A 21,869-nucleotide genomic window follows, 5' to 3' on the forward strand; every position below is an offset into this window, starting at 1 on the left:
GTGACGCCACCCTATGCGAAGGTTAGTGAATTGTGGTTCACTAATGGGGTGGCACGGCCTCGCACCATCACCGACGAACGGATCCTGGCGGCGGTCGCGGCGGTCATCGACCGGCGCGGACCGGAGTTCACCGTCGCGGACGTGGCGGCGGAGGCCGGGGTGTCGGTCGGGGCGGTGGCGAAGCGGTTCGGGTCGAAGAGCGGACTCCTGCAGGCCCTCACCCGAGCGGGCACCGAGGAGGTCGCCCCGCCGGATGCGCGAGACCGGCACCGTTCGCGAGGCGCTGCTCACCTGGTTCGACCGGCTGGCTGACCCGGTGGTGGCGACGAACAACCTCGCGCAGCTGGGGGTCGACCTGATCGACCCGGACCTGCGCGCGCTGCTGGCCAGGCACTACGCGGTGCTGGAGTCGGAACTGGAGACCCTGTGCGCGGCCGAGGGGCTGCCACCGAACGCGGCCAGAGTCCTCGCCGCGCTGGTGTACGGCATCGCGATGGACTGGTCGGTGCGGCCGCGGGGTGAATTGCTCAAACGCATGGCAGACGACATCGATCTGGTGCTGAAAGGGATGCGCTGATGGCTACCTGGGCGGAGTTCGCAGCGGAACAGCCCGACCTGGCCGCGTTCGTGCAGGCCAGGTTCGCCGCGGACCGGCACGCGTTGATCGCGACCCTGCGCAAGGACGGCGCACCGCGGATCAGCGGCGTGGAGCCGGACTTCACGCGCGGTGAGCTGTGGGTCGGCATGATGCTCGACTCGTTGAAGTCGCGCGACTTGCGCCGCGATCCGCGGTTCGCGTTGCACTGTCAGACCACGACCGCGTCCATGACCGAAGCCGGTGACGCGAAGATCAGCGGCACGGCCGAGTTCTGGACCGACAAGACGGACTACCTGAAAGACCTGTACGAACGCACCGGCTGGATGCCGGACGGCGGTGAGCTCGACCTCTTCCGGCTGGACGTCACCGAGGTCGTGTCGATCACCGTCGAGGGTGACGAGATGGTCGTCCTGTCCTGGCACGAGGGAAGGGGAATCCGGCGTGTCGCAAAGAAGTGAACCCGATCTGAGCGGGAAGGTCGCCGTCGTCACCGGCGCCACCCGGGGTGCGGGCCGGGCGATCGCGGTCGAGCTCGGCGCGGCAGGGGCGACCGTGTTCGTCGGTGGCCGGACCACTCGGACGCAGCAGTCTCCCGTCGGCCGGTCCGAGACGATCGAGGAGACGGCCGAGCTGGTGGATGCCGCCGGTGGCAAGGGGATCGCCATCCGGTGCGACTTCACCTCACCGTCCGATGTGGACGCTTTCGCGGCTCGGATCGATCGGCTCGACATCCTCGTGAACGACGTCTGGGGCGGGGAGAACCTCGTCGAGTGGGGGAAGTTCTGGGAGCACGACCTGGAGCGGCAGTTGCGGATGTGGCGCAACGGGGTTGAGTCGCATCTCGTGGCGCTGCACAAGTTGATGCCGCTCGTCGTGCGGTCTGACGATGGGCTCGTGGTCGAGGTGACCGATGGTGAGGACGGTGAGGCTTACTTTGTGAACCTCGCTTACGACGCGGTGAAGTCGTCGGTGCGGCGGTTCGGTGAGGTGCTGGCCAAGGATCTTCGTGACGTTCCTGGTGTTACTGCTGTTGCTGCTACGCCTGGGTTTTTGCGGTCTGAGCAGATGTTGGAGACGTTTGGGGTTACTGAGGCCAACTGGCGGGATGCTGTTGCTGAGGTGCCCGACTATGCGGTGTCTGAGACTCCCCACTATCTCGGGCGGGGGATTGCGTGTTTGGCGGCGGATTCTGGGCGGGCTCGGTTTTCTGGGGAGTGTTTGTCTTCTTGGCGGCTTATGCGGGAGTACGGGTTTCGGGATCTTGACGGGTCTCAGCCTGATTGGGGGCGGTGGTATGAGGAGGTGGTGAAGCCTCGGATGGCTGGGGTGGTTGTGGAGGCTGATCCTTTGTCGTATCGGTAGTCCCGCCTCGGGGTTTCTTGGGGCTCCGCCCCAAATCCCGCCAATCTGATCAAAGACCTGTCCAGCGCCGTCGGCGGGTTGATGGCACGCCTGTTGTTTTTGGCGGCTTGCGGCTGCGAGGTGGGTTGCGTTGGTGTGGGGTGGTCCCGTCACGAGTCGTACGCGGCAACAGCATCGGCACGACTCGTGACGGGACCACCCCACCCGCGTTGTGTGTGAAAGCGGGGCTCGGCTTCGCCTTCGCGGTCGGCTTGCCCCCGGCCTCGCGGTGATCAGGCGTCGCCGGGGCGGACCAAGCCGGTTTCGTAGGCCAGCACTACTGCCTGCACTCGGTCTCGCAGTTCCAGCTTTGCCAGAATTCGGCCCACGTGGGTCTTCACTGTTGCTTCGGACAGGAAGAGCTTCCTGGCGATCTCCGTGTTCGACAGGCCCTTCGCGATCAGCACCAGCACCTCGCGTTCCCGCTCGGTCAGGACGTCCAGGACGGTGGCGTCACGCAGTTCGCCGCCGCCGTCGCCCAGGAATCGGCCCAGCAGTCGCTTGGTCACCGATGGTGAGACCACGGCGTCGCCGGAGGCCACCGCGCGCAGGGCCGAGACCAGGTCTGAAGGTGGGGTGTCCTTCAGCAGGAAGCCGCTGGCGCCGTTGCGCAGGGCCGACAGGGCGTACTCGTCCATGTCGAAGGTGGTCATGACCAGCACCTTGGCAGTGTTGGCCTCGGCGATGCGCTTCGTTGCCTCCACGCCGTCCAGTACGGGCATGCGGACGTCCATCAGGACGACGTCGGGGCGCAGTTTGTCGGCCATTTGCACTGCGTCCAGGCCGTCGGCGGCTTCGCCGATGACGTCGATGTCCTCCTGCGCTCCCAGCACCATGCGGAAGCCCATGCGCATGAGTTCTTGGTCGTCGACCAGCAGCACCCGAATCACTCGATCACCCTATGGCCAGAGGGAAGATCGCGCGCACGCGCCAGCCTCCGCCGGGGTTGGGGCCTGCTTCGAACTCTCCGCCCAGCACTGCGGTCCTTTCCCTCATGCCGATCAGGCCGTTGCCGCCGGACACCTTGACCACGTCGTGGGGGGTGCCGAAGCCGTTGTCGATGATTTCCAGTCGTAGTTCTTCTGGCGTGCGGGCCAGGCGCACTAGCGCGGTTGTGCCTGCTCCGGCGTGTTTGATGGTGTTCGTGAGTGCTTCCTGCACGATTCGGTAGATGCTCAGGCCCACGCCGGCTGGGAGGTCGTCCACGTCGCCGGTGATCTCCAGGCGTACCGGGACGCCTGCCGCGCGGGTGTTTTCGGCCAGTTCGACCACGCCGCGTGCGTCTGGTTGGGGGGCCCATTGTGTTTCGGTGTCTTCGCTGCGGAGCACGCCCAGCAGGCGTCGCATCTCGGTCAGGGCCAGGCGGCCGGTTTCGGCGATGGTGCGGACGGCGTTCTCGGCGACTTCTGGCTGAGTCCTGATCGTGTAGGCGGCGCCGTCGGCGTGGACGATCATCACGCTCACCGCGTGCGCGACCACGTCGTGCAGTTCGCGGGCGATTCGGGAGCGTTCCTCGCCCACTGCGATCTTGGCTTGCTGGTCGCGTTCGGTTTCGAGCAGCGCTAGGCGTTGTTCCAGTTCGCTTTGGTAGGCGCGGCGGGCGCCGATGAACTCGCCCATCGCCCAGCTGAAGCCGAAGATCACGAAGACCATGAACACGAGGAACACGGCCTGGATGTCGCCGACCTGGAAGATCGCCCAGAGCAGTGTGCCCGCCAGCAGCCAGGCCGAGTAGATCAGGCCCGACCTGCGGCCGATGTACGCGACGAGCGTGTACAGCGCGATGGCCAATGCGAAGTCGGACATGCGGACCGGGATGCCGCTCTCGCCGCCGTGAGTGAAGAGTTGCAGGAAGGCGCCCGCGAGGATCAGGTAGCTGGTGCCTAGCGGGTGATATCGCCGGAACGGCAGCGGGCCCAGCATCAGCAACGTCACGGCGAGATACGCGGAGAACGACACACCACGGTCGATCGCGCTGACCGCGACGCCCATGTCGAAGATCAGCAAAAGCCCGGCGATCAGGGAGTCCCCGAACGCCGGGTGAGCCTTCATCCACAGGCTGAACCTCCGCACTGGACAAGGTTAGGTGCGGATCGAACTTCCGCGCGTCGCGCCACGGAATGACGCTGCGTACGACTTCAGTGTGAGTTATTGTGTCGAGGGGTTGATACAAAGCTGGAGGGGGTGCGCATGCTGTACGACATGTTGTGGGCCGCTGGTGTGGGACTGGTGCTGCTGGTCCTGCTGTGGCCGACCCGGTCGACCGGCAAGCGGCTGCTCAAGAGCTGGAAGGTGCACGACCCCACGCCGGCACAGATCGACGACGCGATCCGCTACCTGAAGCGGCGGCGGTTGCTCTACCCGTGGCTCTTCGTCGGGCTGACGCTCGTGCCGCTCGGCAGTGGCCGCGGCACCGGTTCGCTCGCGGCGATCGTGCTCGGAGGGACGCTGCTCGCCGAGCTGCTGGCGTTGCGGCCTGCCCGCGAAGGGCAGCGCCGGGTGGCGTCGCTCACGCCGCGCGGTCTGTTCGACATCGCCTCGCAGTACGTGTTGATCGCGTACGCGGCGATCGTGGGGATCGGCCTGGTCCTGCTCCTCGTCGACCTCCGGGTGGGTCAGGTGCCCGCGCTCGTGGTCTCCGTCGGCGCGGTCGCGGCCGTCACCTGGGCGGCCGTCGCGCGGCCCGCCGACGGTGACGAGGCGGTCGATCGGGCACTCCGCACCCGCAGCGTGCACGTGTCGGCGGGGCTCGGTGCGGCTGTGGTCGGTGCGCTTGTCGGTGGCGTCTTCGCCATCGTCGGAGTGGCGGCATGGGTCCTGATGGCCAACACGAACGTGGTCTCCAAGAAGATCTTCTGGTGACTGCTCCCCGGATCGTCGTCGACGTCGGCAACGGCGTCGCTCCCTGGCGTCAGGTCCGCGATCAGCTGATCCTGCTGATCAGCGGTGGTGTCCTGCCGGTCGGGTCGCGGTTGCCGACCATCCGCCAGCTCGCCGCCGACCTCGGGCTTGCCGCGGGAACCGTCGCGCGGGCGTACCGGGAGCTGGAGATCGAGGGCGTCCTCACGACAGGACGAAGGCAGGGCACCGTGGTGGCTGCCCTGCCTTCGCATTCACCGGACCCGCTCTCCGCCGCCGCGGCGGAGTTCGTCGCCGTCGCTCGGTCGCTCGGCGCCAGTGAGGGGGAGGCACTGAACGCCGTGCGGTCCCACTACGTGGGTGAGTAAGGCGACTCGATCTTCGGTGCGGGTCGCGGTTCGCCGATGTGCCCGTGGCGTTCCTCGTAGATGCGGTGTTCTTCGGCCATCTGGTCCGCGAGCTGCTCCTGGAGCTGGCGATCCCGAATCCTGGCCAGGATCGCCATCGTGACGCCGTGAGCCAGCGCCAGCAGCAACAGCACCACACCCAGCTTCACGACCACGTTCTTCACCGGGTCGCCGGTCTGGACCTCGATGATCGACACCAGTGCCAGCAGTCCGAGCACGACGAGATGGAACAGGACGGCCGTCAGCCTCATCATGGCCGCGGCCTGTTCGTCGTCGTACGCGCGCCTCAGGTATCCCTTGCCGCTGTGGTAGATCAGCTGGCCGTCGACGACGACCAGGACGATCCCCAGCACCAGGAACGTCACGTAGCTGTCTTCCATGGGCTGTGGCTACCCGCGCACGCACGCCCACAAACCGTGGCACGATCAGTGCCCGTGACGGCGTTGCAAGGACAACAACAACTGGCCGGTCCGCTCTGCGCGGCGGTGGCCAACTTGTGCGTTGCCCTGCAGCCGCAGGTCTCTCAGCAGACCGCCGCCGGATTCCAGGAAGTGCTGCGACGTCTGCATGCACCGCTGCAGGTCGCGGTGGCCGGCCGGATCAAGTCCGGGAAGTCGACGCTGGTCAACGCGTTGATCGGCCGCCGGGTCGCGCCCACCGACGTCGGCGAGTGCACGCGACTCGTCACGCGCTATCAATACGGAACCGTAGACCGCATCGAAGTCGTGCTGCGGGACGGACGACGGCAGGTGCTGCCGTTCGACCCGAACGGCATGATTCCCGCTTCTCTTGGCGTGGATGGCGTTTCGCACATCGAGGCATACCTGACGAACGCGGTGCTGCGCGACTTCACCGTCATCGACACGCCCGGGCTCGGTTCGCTGGACGCGGCTTCGGTCGCGCGCACCGAGGAACTGCTCGATCCCGTGTCGCGCAACGCCGTCGCTGGTGCTGAGGCCGTGCTCTACGTCGTGACGCAGGGCGTGCGCGCGGACGACCACTCAACTCTCGCGGCCTTCACCGCCGCGACCGCGTCCAGGGAAGCCGGGCCGGTCAACGCCATCGCCGCGCTGAACAAGGTGGACGCCGTCGCGCCGGAAACCGTTGAAGGCTCGGACGGTGACGTCTGGCGTGCCGCCGAGATCCTGGCGTCGAAGCAGGCCGAACTGCTCAAACCGCGGGTCGCCGACGTGCTGCCGGTGATCAGCCTGCTCGCCGAGTCCGCGGAGACCGGCGAGTTCACGTCGGCGGACGCGGAGGCGTTGCGGCAGCTCGCGGCCCTGGACGCGGACACCCGCACGATGATGCTGATGTCCGGTGACCTCTTCACCTCGTGGGACTGCGACGTTCCGGCCGGCGTCCGATCCCGGTTGCTGGAGAAGCTCGACCTCTACGGCATCGGCCGTGCCTTGGCCGCCGTCGACGCGGAGCCCGCGATCACGGCAGGGGCGCTGCGGCGGGTGCTGTTCGACGCTTCCGGGTTCGCCGCGGTCCGAGGCCGGCTGGACGCGGTGTTCCGTGCGCGGGCCGACGGCATCAAAGCGGCGGCCGCGCTGGCCTCGGTCACCTCGCTGGCCGCGGGCGACCCCGGCGAACGGCAGCGCGTGCACGACGCGATCGAGGTTCTGCTGGCCAGACCGGAGGCGCACCAGCTGCGGCTCCTGGAGGCGCTGACGCTGGTCTCGTCCGGCGCGGTCACGCTGGCACCGGACCTGACGGAGGAGGTGCTGCGCGTCGGCAGCACCCCGGACATCCCGGCTCAGCTGGGTCTGACCGGCCGTCCTGCCTCTGAGCTGGTCGCCCATGCGCTGGAACGCGCCGGTTGGTGGCGTTCGTTCGCGTCGTTCGGCGCGACGCCGGCCCAGGCTCGGGTGGCGCACGTCGTCCATCGGGCGTATTTCCTCATCTGGCAGCAACTACGTGCTGGGGGGCACCGATGAGCGTGAACGGAACCGATCCGACCGACGTGGCGTCGGACGATGGTGTGGAGACCATTGCCGACGAGCTCCTCGACCAGGCGTTGGCCGAACGCCGCGCGCTGGTCGAGCTGTGCCTGTACGCGCTGGACCGCGCCAGTGCCGGCGTCGTCGAGCGCATCGAAGAAGGACTGTCGTCCATAGGAGTCGTGGCGATGCGAGCCGACGGTGAGCGCTTCGACCCCTCCGTGCACGAGGCAGGCGGCACCGTGCCGACGGACGACCTGTCGTTGCAGGGCCTGGTCGCCGAGACCGAGGTGCCGGGTTTCTGCGACCGCGGACGTCTCCTGCGCGCTCCTATCGTGACGGTCTACACGGCCCGATGAGCAACCTCTCCCAGACCGTCCGCCAGACGCGCGAGCGTCTCACCTCTCTCGTGCGCGAGCTCGACCCGTCCATGGCCGACTGGGTCGCCAGGCGCTCTGCGCCGGAGGTCTCGTCCGTGGTGATCGTCGGCGAGACGAACCGCGGCAAGTCCTCTCTGGTCAACGCTCTGCTGGCGACCCCAGGCCTGTCACCGGTCGACGCCGACGTCGCCACCTCGACGTACCTCGTCTTCCAGCACGGTCCGTCCTGGGCGGCCCGCGCCTGCTACCCCGGCCTGCTCGCGCCCGTCAGCTTCCCGCTGCCCGCGCTGATCAACTGGGTCTCCGCGGCCCACGATCTGCCGGAGGGTGAGCTGCCCCCGCGCTACGTCGAGGTCGACGCCCCGATCCCGTTGCTGGAACGAATGTCCGTTGTGGACACTCCGGGTGTCGGCGGTCTCGAGTCGGTGCACGGCGAACTGGCTCTCGAAGCCGTCACCTCGGCCACCGCACTGGTCTTCGTCGTCGACGCCTCCGCGCCGTTCACGCGCGGCGAGCTGGACTTCCTCAAGCGTGTCGGCGACCGCGTCGAAACCGTCGTCTTCGCCTTGACGAAGACCGACCAGTACCGCGGCTGGCGGCAGGTCCTGGACGCCGATCGAGCGCTTTTGGCCGAACACGCCCCGCGCTTTGCCGACGCCACGTTCTACCCGGTGTCGTCCCGCATGTTCGACATGGCGGGCCAGGCTCCGAACCCGGACGCGGCCGCGATGCTCCGGGAACGTTCCGGCGTGGCAGCGCTGCAAACCTCTCTGCAGGAACTCGTCGCGGGCCGTGCCGGAATGCTGGCCGAGGCCAACGCCCTGCGCGCTTTGTCCACCGTCCTCGACGAGCTGTTGATTCGCCTTGAGCACGAGAAGCGCGCTCTGTCCGTGGGCGAGGACGAGGCCGCTGTCCTGCGCGCCCGCCGCGAAGAGCTGCAAACCGAACGCCGCTCGTCCACCCGAGGCTGGCAGGTCCGCCTGCGCGGCGAGATCCAGCGCGCCCGCGTGGAGAACTCGCACGAGATCTCCCGTCAGATGCGCGACCTCCAGACCTGGTACCGCCAGGCCATCGACGCCGCCGACCGCGCAGCCCTGGCTCAGTTGCCGCAGCAGGTGGACACGGCTTTGCAGGTCGTGTCCGGCCGCATCTCCACGGCGTTGTCGGTGCGCCTCTCCCAGGTCGCCGACGCCGTCCTCGCCACGTTGTTCTCCTCAGAGGAACTGACCTTGATCCGCGGTCAGTTCGCGCGCGGCGAGCAGCCCCCTGTCGTGTTGCGTCCCAAGGAAAAGCGCCCACCGACAGCTGAGGACAAGCTCCTCGTGTTCATGGGCGTGTCCGGAGGCCTGGGCGCAGGCAAGCTGGCCGTCATGCCCCTGGCCGGGCTCGGCATCGCGGTCTTGAACCCGATCGTCCTGCCGGTGACCATCGCTCTCGGCCTCGGCGCGGGCTGGTGGATGGCCAGAACCCGCACCCACACCGCAGAAAAGCAGCACGTCAAGCAATGGCTCTCCGACGCCATCGCCGATGCGCGCTCCACAGTGGACCAGCTCGCTGCCGAGCAGCTGATCGAGGCGGAGCAGGCACTGTCGCTGGCGCTCGACGAAGCGCTGGCCAAGCGCATCGAGGCCATCGAGGCGGAGCTGCGCGAGGTCGACAGGGCACTGCGGATGGAGGCCGGCGAACGCGGCCGCGAACTGCAGTCCGTGACCCGGCAGCTCGCCGAGGTGGAGTCGGGCCGAGCGAAGGCAGAAGAGCTGCTCGGCCGTATACGATCGGTTCGGGACCGCGCGTGAAAGTGCAACAACGACCGTTGCGCCGATAGGTTACGACACCCGACTGAAATTAATCGAGCATTGCTCATTTTGCCTGTTCAGGGCACCGTTGTCGACGCAACTTAAATGCATGTGTCCAAAGGTGCACCGATGTCGCGCATTTGATTGTCGGGTTAGTTCACGAACGCTTCATTGATTGGGTATGGGGGTTAATTAGCCACTGCTTTGCTCACGAATATGAAGCTGCAGCGAGACCAGGTGGTCGCGGCAACCCTGGTGGGCACCGTGGTGGTGGTGCTCGGGTTCGCGTCGGGCCTCGGACGTGTGCCGGTGGCGCAGGGTGGCTCCACCCAGACGCCCAACGCGACGAAGCCCACGCAGCAGGAGGCACACCACCCGCAGGCGAACCCCGTTCCGCATCCGGTGGGGCACAACAACCCCGTCCAGGTGGCGCACCCGCCGTTGCCGCACGTCCCCGCACCGACGCATCCCCATCAGACCGTGCCGCCGCGCACGACGCCGCCGACGAAGCCGCCGTCGACCGCGCCCACGACTCCGCCGAACGAGCCGTGCGACCCGGACGTGGTGAAGGCACTGCTCAAGCAGCTCGGCGTCCTGGTGGACGAACTACCGGTCGTGTCCGAGCTGATCGACGGCAGCGCCCCGATCGACGAACTGTCCAAATTGGACCTGTCGCCGTTGCTCGGCCTGCTGGGTGCGGCGCCGAAGCCGCCCGCTGACCTGCCCGCCGAACTGCCGGGCGGCTGCAAGCTCCTGGTGGACGAGAAGAGCGGCAAGGTCACCGGCCTGCTGGACACGCCGTGAGCGAGGAAGCGAAGACCCTGTACCTGCTGGCCCGGTCGTTCGACTACCTGGGCACGACCGTCTTCCTCGGTGGCATGGCGTTCGTGGCGATGCTGTGGCCGGACGGAGCCGGCACCTCCAGACTGCGGCGGTTGCTGGTGCTCGGCTGGCTGTGCGGGCTCGCCGGTTCGGCCGCGGGCCTCTGCCTCGAAGCGGCGTGGATAGCGGGCAAGCCGCCGTCGGCCGCGTTCGATCCCGCAGTCTTGGCACCGGTGCTGGACAGCGCGTTCGGCCGGGTCTGGGTGGCGCGGACGTTGCTCTGGGTGCTGGCGCTCGTCGTGCTGATCGACCTGTCCCGACGCGGTGCGACGGCGGCACGGTCACTCGCGTGGCGTGTCGGTGCGGGCGCGGTCGGACTGGGAATCCTGCGCACGAACGGGATGACCGGCCACGCGCTGGACCTGCCCGGCTGGGGTCAGGCCGTCGTGTTCGTGCACCTGCTGGTGGTCTGCGTGTGGATCGGCGGCCTCGCGGTGTTGCTGATCGCGGTGCTGCCCACGCGAGATCGCGATGTGCTCGTCCACGTCCTGCCCCGTTACTCGAAGCTCGCCCTGATCTCCGTCGCGACGCTCACCGCCGCGGGCTCGCTGCTCGCCTGGCGGCTCGTCGGTTCGGTCGACGCGCTGTTCGGCAGCGGGTACGGCCGGATCCTGCTGATCAAGCTCTCGGTGTTCGCGCTCATGCTCGCCGCCGGCCTCGCGAGCAAGACCTGGGTGGACCGGCGCATGAAGGTCGCCGCGAACACCAGGACGCTCGCCCTCTCGGTCACCGTCGAGACGGTCTTCGCCGTCGTCGTGCTCGGTGTGGCCGCCCTGCTCGTCACGACCAGTCCTGGTCGCTGATGCACCCGAAAGGATCCACAGTGGACAAACCAACACGTTTCGCCGTGCTGCTCGCGGCGTTCGGCATCGCGGGTACCGCGCTGTGCCTCAACCTCGTGAGCACGGGGTCGGCCGCGCCGACCGCTGTCGACCTGGCCGCGCAGCAGCAACAGGTCCAGGCGGCCGCGCCGATCCAGGTCGACATCATGGACTTCGCGTACTCGCCCGCCGCACTCACGGTCAACGTCGGTGACACGGTCGTGTGGACGAACCACGACTCGGCGCCGCACAACGTGGTGGTCACCGACGGGCCGGAGAAGTTCACCTCGCCCACGCTGAGCCAGGGCCAGTCCTACAGCTTCACGTTCAGCAAGCCGGGCAAGTACAGCTACTACTGCTCGGTCCACCCGAACATGACGGCGTCGGTCACCGTGTCCGGCGGCAGCCCCACCACCACGACAACGCCGCCCACCACGACGACACCGCCGACCACCACCACGAAGCCGACGGGCCATCCCACGACCCACCCGAGCCCGACGACCACGACGCCGCCGAGCAGCGGTGAGTGCGTGCCGAAGGAGTCGCTCGAGCCGTTCGTCGCCCACCTGAAGGCGGCGCACCTGGAGACTTCGCCCCTCCAGCAGGTGAACGACGCGGTGGACTTCGACAACTACATCAAGGCGCACACCGTGCTGATCGAGAAGATGCTGGACCCGGCGCTCAACAGTTCGGTGCCGCAGGACGTCCTCGCTCCGTTCATCGCCCATGTGAAGGCGGCGCACCTCGAGACCTCGCCGCTGCAGCAGGTGAACGACGCGTTGGCGTTCGACAACTACATCAAGGCGCACACCGTGCTGATCGAGAAGATGCTAGACCCCGCGCTCAACCAGGCGATCTGCTAATGCGGCGCGGCCTGGCCAGCGCTGTCCTGGCCGCGTTCGCCGTGCTGACGATGCTCAGCACGGCGCCGGTCGCCAGCGCAGAGCCGCACCAGATCCCGATCTCCCAGTTCGCCTACCAGCCGGCGTCCATGACCGTGCGCGTCGGTGACGTGGTCACCTGGACCAACCAGGACCAGGCCCCGCACGACGTCGTGGCGGGCACCTTCCGCTCACCCATGCTCGAGACCGGGCAGTCGTGGAGCTACACGTTCACCCAGCCGGGCACCTTCGACTACATCTGCTCCGTCCACCCCGACATGCGGGCCCGGATCACCGTGCTGGCGGCGCCGACCACCCAGCAGCCGGTCGTTCCACCGGCCGCGCCCGCGACGCCCACGACGGCCGCGACCGAAGAGGCGGCGACGACGACCTCGGCTGCTGCCACCTCCACCAGCGCCGTTGCCGCCGTGGTCACGCCGGTGCAACCGTCACCGACCCTGCCCCCGATGCTGTTGCTCGCCGGCCTCGTGGCGGCCGTGACCACGCTGGGTCTGCTGCTGATCGGATCTCGTCCAGACGGGGCGTGACCTTGGCGACGGAACCGAACCGGCATAACGTGGGTCATACCGGTACGCAAGAGCGCAGGAGGTGTGTCCCGGTGTACATCGACGAGAACGGTGCGGCCGACACCGAGCTGAAGGTCACCGTCGAGGATGAGGAGTACACCGCCGACGTCACCTTCGACCTCGACGAGGACGGCGTGAACGACTCCGCCGTGGTCGAGACGGACGATGGTGGCCACCTGGCGTTCACCGACACGAACGGTGATGGCGACGCCGATCTGATGACCACGTTCGACAAGGACGGCAATCTCCTGAGCCAGGCCCGGTTCGAGGAGAATTCCGGCGAGTGGGTTGCCGTCGACCCGAACGACACTCAGCAAGAAAAGACGAATTCCTCGCCCAAGCAGGCGATTGTCGTGGACACCGACGAAGGCGATCGAAACGTCGGGCAGGCGACAGAGGACACCGACGGAGACGGCAAGGCCGACACCGCGGTCGTCCGTGACGACGACGGAGACACCTGGCTGTTCACCGACAAGAACGGCGACGGACGGGCCGACGTGGCGACCGAGATCACACGATCCGGCGAGGTCACGATGTCGGAACACCGTGGTGACGACTGGGTCGAGGTCGAGCACGGGCACATCGAGTCCGACGGCCGGTACGTGACCGACTCGAAGAGCGGCATTTTGGACGAGTCGGACGACTGGTTCGAGGAAGAACGGTTCGACGGCGTCGTCCGAATCGATTCCACCACCGGGCAGTGGATCAGCCCGAACTGAAGCGCAGGTCACAGGCCCCGGTGTGGTGAGAACCGCACCGGGGCCTCTTGTGTTTTTCACACCTCAAGCGCGCCTTAACGCCGTCCGAGTGCTGAATCGATTCCAGAATCGGTTTTGTGAGAGAAGCGACAGGCTGGGGGTGCGTTACCTGCCATTCACCGGGCTAACCTCGGTCCATCCCCTTCCACGCACGCCCGGCCCCACCGGGCGTCTGGAGCTATTCCCGAGGACGACGAAGTCCCCAACCGGACCCAGCCACGTCCTCGGGCAGCCGAGGCGTTCAGTCAGGAGACGAGACGAGATGACGGCAGTGACCATTCCCGGTCTCGAACAGGCACCCACCAACCACGCGCGTTTGCTCGCATGGGTTCAGGAAGTCGCTGAGCTGACCTGCCCCGATGAGGTTGTTTGGGCCGACGGGTCCCAGGGCGAATGGGACCGTCTCACGAAGAAGCTCGTCGACGCCGGCACCTTCGTGCCGCTGAAGAAGAAGCAGAACTCCTTCTGGGCGGCCTCTGACCCGAGCGACGTCGCTCGCGTGGAAGAGCGGACCTACATCTGTTCGGTGCGCGAGGAGGACTCGGGCCCGACGAACAACTGGATGGACCCTTCAGAGATGAAGGCCATCATGACCGAGCTCTACCGGGGCTGCATGCGTGGCCGCACGATGTACGTGATCCCGTTCTGCATGGGCCCGCTCGACGCGGAGAAGCCGATGCTCGGTGTGGAGATCACCGACTCGGAGTACGTCGTCGTCTCGATGCACATCATGACCCGCATGGGCACCAAGGCCCTCGCGCTCTTCGGTGAGGACGCCGACTTCGTGCCGGCGCTGCACTCGCTCGGCGCGCCGCTCGAGACCGGCCAGCAGGACGTCTCGTGGCCGTGCAACGACACGAAGTACATCTCGCACTTCCCGGAGACCCGCGAGATCTGGAGCTTCGGCTCCGGCTACGGCGGCAACGCCCTGCTCGGCAAGAAGTGCTACTCGCTGCGCATCGCCTCGGTGATGGCGCGCGACGAGGGCTGGCTCGCCGAGCACATGCTGATTCTCAAGCTCACCTCGCCGGAGAACAAGGCGTACTACATCGCCGCCGCGTTCCCGTCGGCCTGCGGCAAGACCAACCTCGCGATGCTCGAGCCGACCATCCCCGGCTGGAAGGTCGAGACGCTCGGCGACGACATCGCGTGGATGCGCTTCGGTGAGGACGGCCGCCTGTACGCGGTGAACCCGGAGAACGGCTTCTTCGGCGTCGCGCCCGGCACGGACTACCACACCAACCCGAACGCGATGCGCACCATCGCCAAGGGCAACTCGCTGTTCACCAACGTCGCGCTGACCGACGACGGCGACATCTGGTGGGAGGGCATGGGCGAGCCCCCGGCCCACCTGACCTCGTGGAAGCACCAGGACTGGACGCCGGAGAGCGTTGAGCTTTCGTCGCACCCGAACTCGCGCTACTGCACGCCGATCGAGCAGTGCGACATCAAGGCACCGGAGTGGGACGACCCCAACGGCGTGCCGATCTCGGCGATCTTCTTCGGTGGCCGCCGCGCCACGACGATCCCGCTGGTCACCGAGTCGCGCGACTGGCAGCACGGCACCTACATGGGCGCCACGCTGTCCTCGGAGACCACGGCCGCCGCGGTCGGCAAGACCGGCGTCGTCCGTCGCGACCCGATGGCGATGCTGCCGTTCATCGGCTACAACGCCGGTGACTACCTCCAGCACTGGGTCGACCTCGGCAAGCGCGCCAACGCCGACAAGCTGCCGAAGATCTTCTACGTCAACTGGTTCCGCCGCGGCGACGACAAGCGCTTCCTGTGGCCTGGGTTCGGCGAGAACTCGCGTGTGCTGAAGTGGGCCATCGAGCGCATCGAGGGCAAGTCCGCCGCCACCGAAACCCCCATCGGTTACGTGCCGACCGCTGAGGACCTCGACCTCGAGGGCCTGGACACGCCGATCGAGGACATCGAGGCCGCGCTCGAGGTGAACGCCGACGAGTGGCGTGCCGAGATCCCGCTGGTCGAGGAGTGGTTCGCGAAGATCGGCGAGAAGGTCCCGACCACGCTCCGCGACGAGCTGGCGGCCCTGAAGCAGCGCCTGGGCTGATCCTTCTCAGGTGTTAGGTGCCCCAGCGGTCAACGGCGACCGCTGGGGCATCTTTTTGCGGTACTACTAGTCGTGTGACGCAGGACGAGGACTTCCTCGGCGGACTCCACTACGACGGCTCGAAGCGCGATGTCGAGGTCGGCCCGACGACGGGCATCGTGCGCTACTACCCGGTGCCGCCGGCCCCGCCGACCCGCACGCCGTGGTGGCGCTACACGCTCGTGTTCATCCTTGGTTTAGCGATCGGCACTGCGGCAGGTGTGGTCCTGTGCAGCAATTTTCTCTGAATCAGTGCAGCTCACCGTCCATTTGAGACGAAGTTGTCCACAGGTGTGGACGGCTCTGTGCACATGTTGTGGATAGCTGTGGACAGCCATTGGGGACTTCTCCACAGGTTCCGAAAATGGTCTTGCTCCAGGAATGAACCTGGACCCTTCCGGGAACGTCTTAGTTATGTGATGGCGGTCACAAAGATCGTCACCGAGGCGGAAAGGAAGGTGTGCCATGGGGATCGCAGGAATCGCGATGCTGGTGCTGTCCCTGGCCGCCGTGCTGATGGTCGTGCTCGCAGGCTCAGTTCGGGAGCGGGTTGTCTCGGATGCCGAGGAGAGTCCCGCTGAAGGCCTTGTTGGCCTCGGCGTAACAGACCGCGTTGGTCCACCCCTCTGACCAGGCCTGGGAACCGGGGTTCCGCCACGCGGGGAACACGTCGGTGCGCTTGGTCGAGCCCAGGTAGTCGTGCACGGCCTTGGTGCACTTCTCGTTCGCGATGGCGTTCATCTGCTCTTTGGACGGAGCGGGGTCGGTCGACTTGCCGAGCGACACGACACCGGCGGGCACTGCCTCTGCCATGTGCGGCGTGTTGCACGCGACGACCTTGACCTCCTGGTCCTTGGACGGCGAACCCTGGGTGCAGGTCTGGAACGTCGTGAAGCCGTTGCCGCCGAGGACTCCCTTCAGGGAACCCTTGCGCGCCAGCGGCTTTTCGTCGGGGCTGATCTCCACGACGGTGCACAGCCGCCAGCGCTGACCGTCCTTCCAGCCCTGCTCGTTGGGCCAGAACGCCCAGACCCGCAGGCGCGTCGAGTCCGAGTCCCCGCTGCCCAGGTAGTCGGTGAGCGTCTGGCGGCACGGCGGGAGCGCGGCTTTGCGGAGCGCCTGCGTGTCCGGATAGTCGAGGGCAGACCGGTGAGCTCACCCACGCTCATGACCTCGGCCTCGTGCGAGTCGGTGCACTGCAGCACCTTCAGCTCGTAGGCGTTCATGCACTGGCCGGTCTTGGGCAGTGTGGGCGCGGAGGCGGAGGCCGTGGACGGCAGAGGTCCAGGGACCGCCTGCCCTCCGACATGGATCGCACACGCGGACAGGGCCCACGTGCTCAGGATGATTGCCACCGCCAGCCGCACACGAGTCACACCACAGAGACTAGGGCCTTGACCTGATCGGCGATGGCCCGACGCTGACTTTCGAACGTGGCATCGGTCAACGCGGCCGGATCGGCCGGCTGCCCGAGCACCGGCGTGTGCAGGTGTCCACCGAGGACATTCGTTGCGCCGTAACCGATTCGCACGCGATTGGCCCGGTACATGCTCTCGTTGGAGAGGTAGTCACCGCCGCCACCGCTGGCCGCGACAGCGCCCGGCGTCGGGTTGTCAGTGCGGCAGTCCCGCTGGCTGCCGACCGGCGTGCCGACCTTCCACTCGCAGAAGCTCAGGTTGTACGCCACGGTGAACGGGCCGGTGCCCGCGTCGATCATCTTCTGGAACGGCAGCGAGGTCTCGATGAACTCGTTCGCCGGCTGCGGCCAGCCTGCGGCGTCCGGGACGCTGCCGTACGACTCGACGTCGTTGTTGTCCGCGAAGCCACCGCGCCAGCGCGCCGCCCACCGCTCGACGTCGAAGCGTCCAGGCCGGCCCTGGCTGATCGTCACGAACGCGTCGGGCTTCTGCGCCAGCGCGGATCCGTAGAACTGCTCGACGATGCCCTCGTCGAAACCGCCCCACAGCACCGGCAGCACCGCGGCCTGCAGCACGACCTTGCCGTTCGGCGTGGTGATCTCACGGCCGTCGAGCTGCAGCGCCGCCGCACCCGCAGGGTTGGCACGCCGCACGTTCGTTCCGGTGAGCTGGAACGGGTCGAAGCCGGTCACCGCGATTCTGCGCACGCCGGGCCTGGTGGGAAAGGCGGAGTCGCTCAAACCCCGTGCGGCCCAGTCGAACTGCTGGATCAGCTTCGCGCGTTCGTGGGCGGACAGGGAGAAGCGCGGCTTCCACTGGCGAAGCGCGGTGCTGAGCTGCAGGCGCGCCCAGTAGAGCGGGCGGTCGTCGTAAGCGTCGTGCGCCTGCGGTGTCGTGCTCTGCGCGCGGGCGACAGCGGCCTTCCACAGCGCGTTGCCTTCACGTTGCACGAACTGCTGCGCCTGCTTCTGCACCGCCTGGCGGCAGAGCTTGGTGGTGAAGTCCGTGACGCGGCCGTCGAATCCGGCGAGCTTCACGAGCGCGGGGCCGACGGCGGGACCGCCGCCGACGAGCGTGTCGTCGAGCCGCTGTTCTTCGACGGTCAGCGGGACGGTGGTGTCGTAGCAGTTCGCGTCCTGCGCTTGAGCGATGCCAGGACTCAGGGTGAGTGCGATCGCGGTCAGTCCGACCAGTCCAGCGATGGTTTTCACGTCTTTGATCCTCAACGGAAAGGGCCACCCGTCGAAACCGACGGGTGGCCCATACCGTTAACTGCTGCGTCTCAGTGGGTCGCGACGGGCTTGACCCGCGGGCTGTCCTCGTCGACGTGGTAGTCGGACGGGTCGGTCTGGTCCGTGCCGTTGAAGACCTTGGCCCTCTTGGCGATCAGCGTGACCACGACGGCGACGATCAGGTTCATCATCAGTGCGGGAACACCGACGTAGATCGTCATCTTCACACCCTCGAACGGGTTCCAGCCGAAGAGCGACAGCTTCTCCAGCGACAGCGCGGAACTGCCGAAGTGCTTGCGGGAGCCGTCGGCACTGGGGATGAGGTACAGCAGGTACATGCCGTAGGCCATGCCCGCGAACCAGCCCGCGACGAGGCCCCACACGTGGAACCAGCGGGTGTAGAGCGCGATCGCGACGGCGGGCAGCGTCTGCAGAATGATCACGCCGCCGATCAGCTGCAGGTCGATCGAGAACTGCGGGTCGATGAACACGATGAACGCGACCGCGCCGAACTTGACGACCAGGCTGGCGAGCTTGGCCTGCTTGGCCTCCTCCGCCGGCGTGGCGTTCTTCTTCAGGTACTCCTTGTAGACGTTGCGCGTCCACAGGTTCGCCGCCGCGATCGACATGATCGCCGCCGGCACGAGAGCACCGATGCCGATGGCCGCGAACGCGATGCCCGCGAACCAGGACGGGAAGTTCGCGCCGAAGAGCTCGGGCACGATCGTGTTGGTGTCGGGCCGTCCGGTCGCCTGGTTCACGATCGGCTTGGTGCCCGCGCTGATCGCGACGTAGCCCAGCAGCGCCAGCAGGCCGAGCACCAGCGAGTACGCCGGCAGCGCCACCATGTTCCGCTTGATGACGTTGCGGCCGCGGCTGGCCAGGATGCCGGTCAGCGAGTGCGGGTAGATGAAGAGGGCGAGCGCGGAGCCGAGCGCCAGCGTCGCGTACTGCAGCTGGTTGTTGGCGTTGAGCAGGATGCCGTCACCCGGCGCCGGCGTGGCCTTGAACTTGGCGTCCGCGTCGTTGAAGATCTCGCCCCAGCCGCCGAACTTCGACGGCAGGTAGACGATCGCGACCAGGATGACGACGTAGATCAGGATGTCCTTGACGAACGCGATCAGCGCCGGCGCCCGCAGACCCGACTGGTACGTGTAGACCGCGAGGATCACGAACGCGACGAACAGCGGCAGGTGGCCGAGAATGCCGCTGCCGTTGAGGCCCATGGACCGCAGCACGGCTTCGAGGCCGACGAGCTGCAGCGCGATGTACGGCATGGTCGCGAAGATGCCGGTGATGGCGATCAGCAGCGCCAGCCAGTGCGAGCCGTAGCGGCCCTTCACGAAGTCGGCGGGCGTGACGTAGCCGTGCACGCGGCTGACCGACCACATCCGCACCAGCGGCAGGAACACGATCGGGTAGAGGATCACCGTGTACGGCAGCGCGAAGAACCCGGTCGCGCCCGCGCCGAACATCAGTGCCGGCACCGCGACGAACGTGTAGGCGGTGTAGAGGTCACCGCCGACCAGGAACCACGTGATCCAGCTGCCGAACTTTCTGCCGCCGAGGCCCCACTCGTCCAGGTGCTCGAGGGTGTCGCCCTTCTGCCACTTCGCCGCGACGAATCCCATGACTGTGACCAGCAGGAAGAGAGCGCTGAAAACGATCAGCTCGGTCCACTGCATCAGTTGGCTCCCTCGTCCAGGTCGTCAACGCCGAGCTTGTCCGGCTTGCCCGTGACCACGGGCTGGTCCTTGGTCTTGACGTAGACCAGGCCGACGCACAGGACGCCGAGCGGCACGAACGCGAACTGGTACCAGTAGAAGAACGGGAGCCCGAACAGCCGGGGCTCGTCGATGTTGAACCACGGCGTGATGAGCATGAGCAGCGGAACCAGCAGCAGCAGGTTCCAGTTGCTCCAGCGCAAGCCGGTCTTGCGATCCGACGGCATGGTGGCCCCTCCGTGTACGCGGTGTTTCGCGGATGTTAGGCCTGATGAGACGTGCCGTCAGCCTCGTGATCGGAATCGTTGCACTCTGCTTAACGTTCCCTTTGGACTAATGCGTCTCGAGGCGGCTGACGACGTCCTGCTCGGCGGCGTCGAAGTACTCGAGGAGCTGGTCGATCGCCTGGTCGATCGTCCCATCGTTCAACAATTCAACAATCCTGCGATTCCACGCCAGGTACGTCGGGTAGAACGCGTCCATCTCCTGCGCGACGCGGAAGGCCAGCATGAGCTCGGCGAAGAGGCGGTCGGACTCGTCGCTCAGCCGGGTGCTGCCGGCGAGCCCGACGATGCCCCGGTGGAACTGGATGTTCGCTGGGCCCGCCTTGCTGAAGTCGTTCTTCTCCGCCCGCGCCACGGCCTGCCGGACCGGCGCGCGAACGGCTTCCCGCCGCTTCTCGCTGACGTCGTTCCACAGCCGGAGAGCGCCGCACTCGATCACTCGGCGCGCGGCGTAGAGGTCGCGCACGTCGTCGCCGGTGGGCCTGCGGACGAACACCCCGCGGCTGTGCTCGTGCACCAGGATCCGGTCACGGGTGAGCAACCGGAACGCCTCCCTGAGCGTGTTGCGGCTGACGCCCAGCGCCCCGCCGATCGCTTCCTCGCTCAGTCGCAGCCCTGGTTCGAGCTCGCCGTCGAGCACCCGCTCTCGCAGCATGTCCGCGACCTTTTGCGCGGTGCTCGCGCGCTCCAGATCGGCCTTGCCCTGGGCCAGCGTCGACACCCACGTCTCAGTCACCCCGCAAGTCTATTTGCAGGATCGTTCCATTGCACTATCGTTGAATCGTTCAACAATCCCACGATCCTACAAAGCCTGCGTGCGTTGGAGGGCGACCATGGACCTGAACGCGGACCTCGGTGAGGGCTTCGGCCACTGGACCTTGGGCGATGATCGTGCGCTCTTGTCGGTGGTGACCAGCGCAAACGTTGCCTGCGGGTACCACGCGGGGGATGCCGACACGATGCGCTCGGTGTGTTCTCTCGCTGCTTCCGCGGGCGTCGCCGTCGGGGCTCACGTGGGGTATCGGGACCTCGCCGGGTTCGGGCGGCGGTTCATCGACGTTGCTCCGGACACCCTGACGAACGAGGTGTTGGCTCAGCTCGGGGCTTTGTCCGCGTTCGCTCGTGCCGCTGGGACTCGGGTGTCGTATGTGAAGCCGCATGGGGCGCTTTACAACGCTTTGGTTCGGCATGAGGCCCAGGCTGATGCCGTGGTGGATGCGGTTCGGATGTTCGATCCGACCCTTGCTGTGTTGGGGCCGCCTGGGGCGGTGTGGTTGAAGCGGGCCTCGGTGGCTGGGTTGCGGGTTTGGCACGAGGCGTTTGCGGATCGGGCCTACACGGATGCTGGGACGTTGGTGCCTCGGGGGCAGTCTGGGGCTGTGTTGCGGGATCCGGCTGAGATTGCTTCTCGGTGTGTGCTGCTTGCTACCGAGGGGTGGGTTCGGAGCGTTTCTGGGCGGCCGGTGCGTGTTCCTGCTGACTCCATCTGTGTGCATGGGGATACCGCCAACGCTGTGGAGATTGCTCGGGCGGTTCGGGCTGCTTTGGAGGGGGCTGGGGTTGTGGTGGGGCGGGTTGAGTCGCCGCTTCGGCACACTCGGTACGCGGGTTGAGTGTGGTTGGCGCGTGGGTTGCGTTGGCCGTCTCCCTGTTTCGTTGGCGGCTGCCGGTTTCGTGTCCGTAGGTGGTCGGGTTGCGTGCTGGTGTTCCTGCTGCTTTCTGGGGCTCCGCCCCAGACCCCGCCAATCTGATCAAAGACCTGTCCAGCGCCGCGCGCGCGTTGAT

General features: G+C 67.0%; 24 protein-coding genes and 1 pseudogene. 17 read left to right on the forward strand and 8 right to left on the reverse strand.

What is annotated here, in order from left to right; all coding sequences use genetic code 11:
- Positions 1–48 precede the first annotated feature (48 nt).
- From FXN61_RS55025 to FXN61_RS01360, 4 genes are read left to right on the forward strand one after another with little or no spacing between them, the layout of a single operon-like run.
- A complete protein-coding gene (locus FXN61_RS55025; RefSeq protein ID WP_312877477.1) occupies positions 49–312 on the forward strand; it encodes a helix-turn-helix domain-containing protein in 264 nt (87 codons plus the stop codon).
- Entirely contained in the window at positions 254–577 is a 324-nt protein-coding gene (locus tag FXN61_RS55030; RefSeq protein WP_312877478.1) for a hypothetical protein, read from the forward strand. Before FXN61_RS55025 ends, FXN61_RS55030 begins: the two co-directional genes overlap by 59 nt.
- Positions 577–1,056, forward strand: a complete 480-nt coding sequence (locus FXN61_RS01355; RefSeq protein ID WP_167969447.1) for a pyridoxamine 5'-phosphate oxidase family protein — start codon at positions 577–579, stop codon at positions 1,054–1,056. The genes FXN61_RS55030 and FXN61_RS01355 overlap by 1 nt, the downstream gene beginning before the upstream one ends.
- The gene (locus FXN61_RS01360) at positions 1,040–1,960 is read left to right on the forward strand and encodes an SDR family oxidoreductase (protein ID WP_312877479.1); all 921 of its coding nucleotides are present in this window, start codon (positions 1,040–1,042) and stop codon (positions 1,958–1,960) included. The genes FXN61_RS01355 and FXN61_RS01360 overlap by 17 nt, the downstream gene beginning before the upstream one ends.
- A 272-nt stretch (positions 1,961–2,232) precedes the next feature.
- On the opposite strand, the gene FXN61_RS01365 is transcribed toward FXN61_RS01360, so the two are convergent.
- Together FXN61_RS01365 and FXN61_RS01370 are read right to left on the reverse strand one after the other, a co-directional pair.
- A complete protein-coding gene (locus FXN61_RS01365) occupies positions 2,233–2,889 on the reverse strand; it encodes a response regulator (RefSeq protein ID WP_167969448.1) in 657 nt (218 codons plus the stop codon).
- Positions 2,890–2,893: 4 nt separating this feature from the next.
- Entirely contained in the window at positions 2,894–4,051 is a 1,158-nt protein-coding gene (locus tag FXN61_RS01370) for a sensor histidine kinase (RefSeq protein WP_167969566.1), read from the reverse strand.
- 138 nt (positions 4,052–4,189) lie between these two features.
- Here FXN61_RS01370 and FXN61_RS01375 point away from each other — a divergent pair, with 138 nt between their 5' ends.
- Both FXN61_RS01375 and FXN61_RS01380 read left to right on the forward strand, forming a co-directional pair.
- Positions 4,190–4,861 (forward strand): hypothetical protein, encoded by a 672-nt coding sequence (locus FXN61_RS01375; protein ID WP_167969449.1) that lies wholly within the window; start codon positions 4,190–4,192, stop codon positions 4,859–4,861.
- Positions 4,858–5,226, forward strand: coding sequence for a GntR family transcriptional regulator (locus FXN61_RS01380; protein ID WP_312877481.1), 369 nt, complete (start codon positions 4,858–4,860; stop codon positions 5,224–5,226). The genes FXN61_RS01375 and FXN61_RS01380 overlap by 4 nt, the downstream gene beginning before the upstream one ends.
- Here FXN61_RS01380 and FXN61_RS01385 read toward each other — a convergent pair.
- On the reverse strand, positions 5,211–5,645 hold the full coding sequence (locus tag FXN61_RS01385; RefSeq protein ID WP_167969451.1) for a hypothetical protein: 435 nt from the start codon (positions 5,643–5,645) through the stop codon (positions 5,211–5,213). The genes FXN61_RS01380 and FXN61_RS01385 overlap by 16 nt on opposite strands.
- Before the next feature lie 54 nt (positions 5,646–5,699).
- On the opposite strand from FXN61_RS01385, the gene FXN61_RS01390 reads away from it, so the two are divergent.
- The 10 genes from FXN61_RS01390 to FXN61_RS01435 all read left to right on the forward strand — a co-directional run bounded on the left by FXN61_RS01390 (position 5,700) and on the right by FXN61_RS01435 (position 15,674).
- A complete protein-coding gene (locus tag FXN61_RS01390) occupies positions 5,700–7,205 on the forward strand; it encodes a dynamin family protein (RefSeq protein WP_167969452.1) in 1,506 nt (501 codons plus the stop codon).
- A complete protein-coding gene (grpE, locus tag FXN61_RS01395; RefSeq protein WP_167969453.1) occupies positions 7,202–7,567 on the forward strand; it encodes a nucleotide exchange factor GrpE in 366 nt (121 codons plus the stop codon). Before FXN61_RS01390 ends, grpE begins: the two co-directional genes overlap by 4 nt.
- Positions 7,564–9,384, forward strand: coding sequence for a dynamin family protein (locus FXN61_RS01400; RefSeq protein ID WP_167969454.1), 1,821 nt, complete (start codon positions 7,564–7,566; stop codon positions 9,382–9,384). Before grpE ends, FXN61_RS01400 begins: the two co-directional genes overlap by 4 nt.
- Positions 9,385–9,600: 216 nt before the next feature.
- Positions 9,601–10,188 (forward strand): hypothetical protein, encoded by a 588-nt coding sequence (locus FXN61_RS01405; RefSeq protein ID WP_167969455.1) that lies wholly within the window; start codon positions 9,601–9,603, stop codon positions 10,186–10,188.
- The gene (locus FXN61_RS01410) at positions 10,185–11,069 is read left to right on the forward strand and encodes a CopD family protein (RefSeq protein ID WP_312877482.1); all 885 of its coding nucleotides are present in this window, start codon (positions 10,185–10,187) and stop codon (positions 11,067–11,069) included. Before FXN61_RS01405 ends, FXN61_RS01410 begins: the two co-directional genes overlap by 4 nt.
- Before the next feature lie 20 nt (positions 11,070–11,089).
- The gene (locus tag FXN61_RS01415) at positions 11,090–11,950 is read left to right on the forward strand and encodes a cupredoxin domain-containing protein (RefSeq protein ID WP_312877483.1); all 861 of its coding nucleotides are present in this window, start codon (positions 11,090–11,092) and stop codon (positions 11,948–11,950) included.
- Positions 11,950–12,516 carry a cupredoxin domain-containing protein gene (locus FXN61_RS01420; protein ID WP_167969458.1) on the forward strand — a complete coding sequence of 189 codons (567 nt, stop codon included), beginning with the start codon at positions 11,950–11,952 and terminating at the stop codon, positions 12,514–12,516. The genes FXN61_RS01415 and FXN61_RS01420 overlap by 1 nt, the downstream gene beginning before the upstream one ends.
- A gap of 71 nt (positions 12,517–12,587) precedes the next feature.
- Positions 12,588–13,274: a DUF6802 family protein gene (locus FXN61_RS01425; protein WP_167969460.1), complete on the forward strand. Its 687-nt coding sequence runs from the start codon at positions 12,588–12,590 to the stop codon at positions 13,272–13,274.
- 301 nt (positions 13,275–13,575) lie between these two features.
- A complete protein-coding gene (locus tag FXN61_RS01430) occupies positions 13,576–15,387 on the forward strand; it encodes a phosphoenolpyruvate carboxykinase (GTP) (protein WP_167969462.1) in 1,812 nt (603 codons plus the stop codon).
- 74 nt (positions 15,388–15,461) lie between these two features.
- The gene (locus FXN61_RS01435) at positions 15,462–15,674 is read left to right on the forward strand and encodes a hypothetical protein (protein WP_167969464.1); all 213 of its coding nucleotides are present in this window, start codon (positions 15,462–15,464) and stop codon (positions 15,672–15,674) included.
- 286 nt (positions 15,675–15,960) lie between these two features.
- Here the strand turns inward: FXN61_RS01435 and FXN61_RS01440 are convergent.
- From FXN61_RS01440 to FXN61_RS01460, 5 genes and pseudogenes are all read right to left on the reverse strand, one after another.
- Positions 15,961–16,551: pseudogene (locus tag FXN61_RS01440) on the reverse strand (septum formation family protein); the annotation flags it as partial.
- A gap of 247 nt (positions 16,552–16,798) precedes the next feature.
- Entirely contained in the window at positions 16,799–18,055 is a 1,257-nt protein-coding gene (locus FXN61_RS01445; protein ID WP_312877484.1) for a pyroglutamyl-peptidase I, read from the reverse strand.
- Positions 18,056–18,126: 71 nt separating this feature from the next.
- The gene (mctP, locus tag FXN61_RS01450) at positions 18,127–19,761 is read right to left on the reverse strand and encodes a monocarboxylate uptake permease MctP (protein ID WP_167969468.1); all 1,635 of its coding nucleotides are present in this window, start codon (positions 19,759–19,761) and stop codon (positions 18,127–18,129) included.
- On the reverse strand, positions 19,761–20,027 hold the full coding sequence (locus FXN61_RS01455; RefSeq protein WP_167969470.1) for a DUF3311 domain-containing protein: 267 nt from the start codon (positions 20,025–20,027) through the stop codon (positions 19,761–19,763). The genes mctP and FXN61_RS01455 overlap by 1 nt, the downstream gene beginning before the upstream one ends.
- A 106-nt stretch (positions 20,028–20,133) precedes the next feature.
- Positions 20,134–20,820: a GntR family transcriptional regulator gene (locus FXN61_RS01460; RefSeq protein WP_312877485.1), complete on the reverse strand. Its 687-nt coding sequence runs from the start codon at positions 20,818–20,820 to the stop codon at positions 20,134–20,136.
- A 97-nt stretch (positions 20,821–20,917) separates the two neighbouring features.
- On the opposite strand from FXN61_RS01460, the gene FXN61_RS01465 reads away from it, so the two are divergent.
- Positions 20,918–21,697, forward strand: a complete 780-nt coding sequence (locus FXN61_RS01465) for a LamB/YcsF family protein (protein ID WP_167969471.1) — start codon at positions 20,918–20,920, stop codon at positions 21,695–21,697.
- The last annotated feature ends 172 nt before the right edge of the window (positions 21,698–21,869 follow it).

The organism is Lentzea indica (genome assembly GCF_012184385.1).
Lineage (GTDB): Bacteria > Actinomycetota > Actinomycetes > Mycobacteriales > Pseudonocardiaceae > Lentzea > Lentzea indica.